We start from the raw sequence: 7193 nt of genomic DNA, 5'->3' as shown, positions 1-7193 counted from the left end.
AACGCTATCAAACCAACCTACGCGGCGTGGACGACCAGTTGTCGTTCCATACTCACGACCAACTTCACGAATTTGATGACCAATTTCGTCATGAAGCTCAGTAGGGAACGGACCATCACCTACGCGGCTTGTATATGCTTTACATACACCTACAACGCGAGTAACTTTTGCAGGACCAACTCCAGTTCCAACTGTTACACCACCAGCAATTGGGTTAGAAGATGTAACGAACGGATACGTACCATGGTCGATATCAAGCATAACACCTTGTGCACCTTCAAATAATACACGGTGATTATTATCTAATGCATCATTTAATACAACAGACGTATCACACACATATTGTGCGATTTGTTGTCCGTACTCGAAGTACTCTTCGAAGATTTCTTCTACACTGAAACCTTCTGTATCGTACATTTTTTCAAATAAACGATTTTTTTGTGCTAAATTGCGCTCAAGCTTCTCTTTAAATGCTTCACGGTCTAAAAGATCAGCCATACGAATACCAATACGAGCAGCTTTGTCCATATATGCAGGACCGATACCTTTTTTCGTTGTACCGATTTTGTTATCACCTTTACTTGCTTCTTCTAACTCATCTTGTTTTAAGTGATAAGGCAAAATAACGTGCGCACGGTTACTTACGCGTAAATTATCAGTACTTACACCACGATCGTGTAAGTATTTTAACTCTTCAAGTAATGCTTTCGGATCTACTACTAAGCCGTTTCCGATTACACAAATTTTCTCTTTATAGAAAATACCAGATGGAATTAAGTGTAATTTATATTTAACCCCGCCAAAAACAATTGTATGTCCTGCGTTATTTCCACCTTGATATCTTGCAACTACTTCCGCATGCTCAGAAAGAAAATCAGTGATTTTACCTTTTCCTTCGTCGCCCCATTGTGTTCCTACAACTACTACTGAAGACATTATTAAAGCACCTCCGCAATTTTCAAACGATCTATTCAAACAATATAATTGTACCAAAACCGAAAAAGAAGTCAACCAAAAAGCGAACATTTTTTTGTCAAAAAACTTTTTCGTTCGTAAGAATTATATTTTCACACTATGAAAGCCTTATCTTTTCTATAAAAAAAAAGAAACACATCTTATTATAAGAAATGCGTTTCTTTTTTATACTATCGTTATGCCGGCGGCGCATGTCCATCTTCGAAGCGACGTTCTAAGTTAACGAACTTATTGAACTCTTTAACGAATGCGAGCTCTACTGAGCCTACTGGACCATTACGCTGCTTTGCAATAATAATTTCAATCGTATTTTTATTTTCCGTTTCTCGGTCATAGTAATCTTCACGATATAGGAAGGCTACGATATCGGCATCCTGCTCGATACTTCCCGATTCACGAATATCAGACATCATCGGACGTTTATCTTGACGAGATTCTACACCACGAGATAACTGTGACAAGGCAATAACAGGAACTTGTAATTCACGCGCAATCCCTTTTAGTGTACGAGAAATCTCAGATACTTCCTGCTGACGGTTCTCTCCTGATTTCCCACTTCCTTGAATAAGCTGTAAGTAGTCAATCAAGATCATACCAAGACCCTGTTCTTGTTTTAATCTACGACATTTTGCTCGAATCTCATTTACTTTAATCCCCGGCGTATCATCAATATAAATACCAGCATTAGAAAGGCTACCCATTGCCATCGTTAATTTCGCCCAATCATCAGAAGTTAACGATCCGGTACGAAGTCTTTGTGCATCAATATTCCCTTCTGCACAAAGCATACGCATAACAAGCTGATCAGCACCCATCTCTAGACTAAAAATCGCTACATTTTCATCCGTTTTCGTCGCTACGTTTTGTGCGATATTTAATGAAAATGCCGTTTTACCTACCGATGGACGTGCCGCCACGATGATTAAATCATTTCGCTGGAACCCTGCCGTCATCTTATCTAATTCAGTAAATCCAGTCGGTATCCCGGTCACTTCACCTTTTTGATTATGCAAAAGTTCGATTTTATCGTAAGCATCTACAAGAACGTCTTTAATATTTTGGAATGCTTTCGCATTCGTCTGATGAGATACTTCTAATATTTTTTTCTCAGCCTCATTTAAAAGACCATCCACATCATCTTCTCTCTCATATCCATCAGACACAATATGAGTCGCCGTTCGAATTAAACGACGTAACAGTGCTTTTTCAGCGATGATTCTTGCATAATACTCTACGTTAGCAGCAGTCGGAACAACTTCTGCTAATTCTGCTAAGTAAGAAACCCCACCAACTTCTTCTAGTAATCCTTGATCAGCCATTGCTGACGTCATCATTACTAAGTCGATTGGTTCTCCCTTATCAGATAACCCAAGCATGACTTCAAAAATCTTTTGATGTTTTGTTCGATAAAATGAGTCAGGTACCAACAGTTCCGATGCTGAAGTTAATGCATCCTGATCAATCAATATAGCACCTAAGACTGCCTGCTCAGCCTCTATATTATGTGGAGGGGTACGATCAGCCATTACATCACTCATACGCAATCCTCCTTGCTTAACTTAGTTTTATTGTTCACTAACATGAACTTTTACTGTTGCTGTTACTTGCGGATGCAATTTCACAGTAACGTTTGTATAGCCTAATGCACGAATTGCATCATCCATTTCAAATTTACGCTTATCAAGTTTAATATTGTGAGATTTTTGCATTGCATCTACGATTTGTTTACTTGTGATTGAACCGAATAGACGACCGCCTTCTCCAGATTTAGCCTTTAATTCTACAGTTAATTTCTCTAACGTTTCTTTTAATTGTTTTGCATTTTCAAGCTCTGCTGCTGCATCTTTTTCTTCTTTGCGCTTTTGAGCTTCTAAAGTTTTCATACTGCTATTCGTCGCTTCAGCAGCTAATCCTTGTTTTAGTAAGAAGTTATTTGCATAACCATCTGGTACGTTTTTTACTTCCCCTTTTTTCCCTTTACCTTTTACGTCTTTTAGAAAAATTACTTTCATGATTGTGTGCCTCCCTGTAAATAGTCATCAATAACAAATCGAAGCTTCTCCTCAGCTTCATCTACTGTAACATTTTTCATTTGTGTGGCTGCATTCGTTAAATGCCCGCCACCACCTAAGTTTTCCATAATTAGCTGCACATTCACTTCACCTAAAGACCTGCCGCTAATTCCAATGAAATTCTCGCCACGTTTTGCAATAACAAATGATGCAATAATTCCTGTCATTGTTAATAATGTGTCCGCTGATTGCGCAATAAGCACTTGATCGTAGTAATCATCGCTATCAACTTTTGCAATCGCAATTCCATTTGTATAAATGTACGCATTTTTAATAGCTTTTGCAACCCGTAAATACTGATCCATATCTTCTTTTAAAAGCTCTTGTACAAGTACAGTATCTGCACCGTGTGAGCGTAAATAAGAAGCCGCATCAAACGTACGAGCACCTGTCCGGAATGTAAAGCTTTTCGTATCAACAATAATACCTGCTAATAATGCTGTTGCTTCTAACATTGTCATTTTTAAATTTTTCGGTTGGTATTCAAGTAATTCCGTAACAAGTTCCGCCGTGGAAGAAGCGTATGGCTCCATGTAAACAAGCAATGGATCTTCAATAAAATCTTCTCCTCGGCGATGATGGTCAATAACAACTACATTTTCAATTTTGCGTAATAGCTTTTCTTCCATCACCATTGAAGGTTTATGCGTATCAACAACAACAAGTAAGGAATCATCATTTGCAAATTCCATTGCTTGTTCTGGTGTAATAAAGTGAGACCATAACTCTTCATTTTGTTTCACTTTATCCATTAAACGCTTAATTCCCTTATCAGAATCATTTTCATCGAGCACAATATATCCTTTGCGCTCATTTAATTGCGCTACCTTTAAAATACCAATCGCAGCACCAATCGCGTCCATATCAGGAGCCCTATGTCCCATTATAATGACATTGCTACTTTCTAATACTAAATCCTTTAATGCATGCGAAATCACTCTGGCACGTACACGAGTACGTTTTTCCACCGGATTTGTCTTACCACCATAAAACTTAACTTTACCTGTCGCTTGTTTAATAGCTACTTGATCTCCACCACGCCCAAGCGCAAGGTCTAAACCTGATTGAGCCATCGCCCCAAGCTCGGATAAAGGTAAATCACCTGATCCAACACCTACACTTAATGTAAGTGGTATATTCCTTTTGGATGTTTCTTCACGCACTTGATCTAAAATGCTAAATTTCCCTTTCTCCATCTGCGCTAAAATACTTTCATTTAACACAACGAAGAATCTTTCTGAAGATGCACGTTTTAAATATGCCCCATACTTAACGGCCCACTCATTTAGTCTTGATGTTACAAGACTTGTTATATTCGTACGTAATTGATCATCTAACCCTTGTGTAACTTCATCATAATTATCTAAATAAATGACAGCTAAAACAGTACGTTGATCCTCGTACATCTTTTCAATCTCTGTTTGTTCTGTTACATCAAAGAAATAAATTAACTTTTCTTCTTTCCTTACAAAGACACGAAACTTTCGATTATTTAAAGAGACTATATCATCAGACGTTTCTCCCTTAATAAAAAGAAGTAACGTTTCTGATACATCATAAAGGTGCCATCCAGCTAATGCATGCTGCCCCAGACATGAAGATAAATAAGGATTTGCCCAATCAATCCCATAATCCTTATTGTATAACAAAATACCAATCGGCATCTGGTTAAATGCCTCATTACTCACTTTCTTTACCCTTGTAATCATATCTGTCGTATGTTTTTCAAAATTCTTTTGGAAAGTAAGTTCAAATCGTACAACAACAAAAAGGACGATACAAAAAATAAAGAAGGAGACTATCCCCATTAGTAAATGAAAATAACAGAGAATTGAAATGAGCACAAACACAAAAAATGCCAATACGTAAACAGGATATAAAAACCACTGTTTCTTATAAAATTCAGGCATGTATACAACTCCTATAAAGTAAAACTAACTCACCTTCCAGTTAGTAATACAGATTAAAATAGTATAAGGAATATTATTTTATCCTCCTATTTTAGAACGCAATGAAATCCCTAAATCAATTATACCTAAGATTGTCACAAGAGGAAACAGCATCGGGATAAACATGCAGGCGATAAAACTAATAATAGGAACCCCTTTCGTAAAACCTTTGCTATGCGCTAAAAAAGTGATAAACGTCAGGCCTTGTAGCACTAGTAATAAAGCAAATATGACATATAGATTAGAAAATACCATATGTAAATATGATGTCGGTTCTACTTTTATAAAAGTTGATAGCAAAATAAATATAACGTAATACCAAACAATACTCTTCGGTAATTGTATATCCTTAAATTTAGGCCAAGGTATGACATCGTGTTTTAACTTTCTCAAAACACTACCTGATATCATAACTGTAATCCAAGAAAAACATACTGAGACCATGACAATTAAACTTGGGAATAACGTTTGTAACACATCATTAAATTGTGCAAATAGCTCTTTTTGCTCTTTACTAATCGGCATACCTGCAGCAGTAACTATCTTTTCGCTTTGCGCCATACTTTCATTAAACATATTTTGCATTTGCTTCATTAAATCTATGTTAAAAAACTTTATACTCACAACATAAATGAGCATAATACCAATTAAGTAAGCAAGCGTCCCCGCCATCAAAATTTCTACTGGCTTCTTTTGTTTTTTATACATATGTCCTAAAACGATACCTATTAATCCAAACATAGTTGTCTTTACCAAGTTCATCGGTTGACTAACAATAACAGTAATAAAAAGCGCTGCCGTAAAAATTACAAAAGCATTAGATATTTTATATCTTATCGTTAGCAATATAAATGGCAACGGCAACGCAAACGTTACAACTGTGCCTAAAATCGGAACATACATAGATATAAGCAACAACATTGCATATATTGCTAACAACGCTGCACCCTCAGTAATAAATTTTGTGTTTTTCATCATCTAACCTCTCTTTCAAAAAAAGAAAAGCATAGCAAAATGCACAGTAGAGTCCGACTCTACTGTGCATTTCATACGCTATTATTCACCAACATATGGTAAAAGTGCCATTTGACGAGCACGTTTAATTGCAACTGTAAGTTTGCGTTGGTATTTTGCGCTTGTTCCTGTTACACGACGAGGTAAAATTTTACCACGCTCAGAAACGAAACGTTTTAATAAATCAACATCTTTATAATCGATGCGAGTGATGCCGTTAGCTGTGAAGAAACACACCTTACGACGTTTCGCACGTCCACCTTTGCGTCCTGCCATGTCTATTTCCCTCCATTCTTTGTTAAAACTAACAAATTTACTGTATTAGAACGGTAAATCGTCGTCGGAAATGTCGATTGGTTGACCTACATTTGAAAATGGATCGTCATTCTTCGTAAATCCAGAGTTACCTTGGTTACCTGAATTACTAGATTGACCAAATGGGTTAGAGCCTTGGTTACCGAAACCAGCTCCTGATGGTTGCTGATTAAATGAACCGCGTTGCTCCCCACCGCCATTACGCGGCTCTAAAAATTGCACGCTTTCCGCAAGAACTTCTGTTACGTATACACGTTTACCATCTTGTCCCTCGTAATTACGAGTTTGAAGACGTCCGTCTACGCCTGCTAAGCTACCTTTTTTCAAATAATTTGCTACGTTTTCTGCTTGTTTACGCCATATTACACAATTAATAAAGTCAGCTTCACGCTCACCTTGTTGATTGGCAAATGCGCGATTTACAGCTAACGTAAAAGTAGCTACTGCAACACCATTGGGCGTGTAACGTAAGTCAGGGTCCTTAGTTAAACGACCAACGAGGATAACACGATTCATCAATCGAACCACTCTCCCTTATATATCAATTATTTTTCTTCTTCTTTAACAACGATATGACGAAGGATGTCTTCGTTGATCTTAGCTAAACGGTCGAATTCGTTAATCGCTTCTGCGTTAGATTTCACGTTTAAGATCATGTAGAAACCTTCACGTAAGTCGTTGATTTCGTAAGCTAAACGACGCTTACCCCACTCTTTCGTGTTAATGATTTCTGCACCATTGTTTGTTAAAACACCTGCGAAACGTTCAACTAAAGCTTTTTGAGCTTCTTCTTCAACGCCAGGACGAATGATGTACATAATTTCGTACTTTCTCATTACACTTTCACCTCCTTTTGGTCTAAACGGCC

The 7193-nt window shown here is 37.3% G+C and carries 8 protein-coding genes; all 8 read right to left on the bottom strand.

Features of this window, described 5'->3' with window-relative positions; translation table 11 throughout:
- On the bottom strand, positions 1–936 hold a 936-nt coding region (locus MR079_RS20150; RefSeq protein WP_242294499.1), incomplete at its 3' end, for an adenylosuccinate synthase.
- 215 nt (positions 937–1151) lie between these two features.
- Positions 1152–2513, bottom strand: a complete 1362-nt coding sequence (gene dnaB, locus MR079_RS20145) for a replicative DNA helicase (RefSeq protein WP_001286244.1) — start codon at positions 2511–2513, stop codon at positions 1152–1154.
- A 27-nt stretch (positions 2514–2540) separates the two neighbouring features.
- A complete protein-coding gene (gene rplI, locus MR079_RS20140; RefSeq protein ID WP_000864231.1) occupies positions 2541–2987 on the bottom strand; it encodes a 50S ribosomal protein L9 in 447 nt (148 codons plus the stop codon).
- A complete protein-coding gene (locus MR079_RS20135) occupies positions 2984–4957 on the bottom strand; it encodes a DHH family phosphoesterase (protein ID WP_087955261.1) in 1974 nt (657 codons plus the stop codon). Before MR079_RS20135 ends, rplI begins: the two co-directional genes overlap by 4 nt.
- Before the next feature lie 78 nt (positions 4958–5035).
- Positions 5036–5971: a YybS family protein gene (locus MR079_RS20130; RefSeq protein WP_139868622.1), complete on the bottom strand. Its 936-nt coding sequence runs from the start codon at positions 5969–5971 to the stop codon at positions 5036–5038.
- 81 nt (positions 5972–6052) lie between these two features.
- On the bottom strand, positions 6053–6286 hold the full coding sequence (gene rpsR, locus MR079_RS20125) for a 30S ribosomal protein S18 (protein ID WP_000918873.1): 234 nt from the start codon (positions 6284–6286) through the stop codon (positions 6053–6055).
- Between the two features lie 45 nt (positions 6287–6331).
- The gene (gene ssb / locus MR079_RS20120; protein ID WP_000981966.1) at positions 6332–6844 is read right to left on the bottom strand and encodes a single-stranded DNA-binding protein; all 513 of its coding nucleotides are present in this window, start codon (positions 6842–6844) and stop codon (positions 6332–6334) included.
- 26 nt (positions 6845–6870) lie between these two features.
- Positions 6871–7161, bottom strand: a complete 291-nt coding sequence (rpsF, locus tag MR079_RS20115) for a 30S ribosomal protein S6 (protein ID WP_001233778.1) — start codon at positions 7159–7161, stop codon at positions 6871–6873.
- Between the last annotated feature and the right edge of the window lie 32 nt (positions 7162–7193).

The organism is Bacillus cereus group sp. BfR-BA-01381 (assembly GCF_022663555.1).
Classification (GTDB): domain Bacteria; phylum Bacillota; class Bacilli; order Bacillales; family Bacillaceae_G; genus Bacillus_A; species Bacillus_A pacificus.
This window is presented reverse-complemented; position numbering and strand designations above follow the sequence as displayed.

Excerpts from the sequence above, each read along its gene's own strand:
- MR079_RS20130 (WP_139868622.1), bottom strand. The coding sequence starts at position 5,971 with ATGAAAAACACAAAATTTATTACTGAGGGTGCAGCGTTGTTAGCAATA.
- MR079_RS20135 (WP_087955261.1), bottom strand. The coding sequence starts at position 4,957 with ATGCCTGAATTTTATAAGAAACAGTGGTTTTTATATCCTGTTTACGTA.
- dnaB (WP_001286244.1), bottom strand. The coding sequence starts at position 2,513 with ATGAGTGATGTAATGGCTGATCGTACCCCTCCACATAATATAGAGGCT.
- rpsR (WP_000918873.1), bottom strand. The coding sequence starts at position 6,286 with ATGGCAGGACGCAAAGGTGGACGTGCGAAACGTCGTAAGGTGTGTTTC.
- rplI (WP_000864231.1), bottom strand. The coding sequence starts at position 2,987 with ATGAAAGTAATTTTTCTAAAAGACGTAAAAGGTAAAGGGAAAAAAGGG.
- rpsF (WP_001233778.1), bottom strand. The coding sequence starts at position 7,161 with ATGAGAAAGTACGAAATTATGTACATCATTCGTCCTGGCGTTGAAGAA.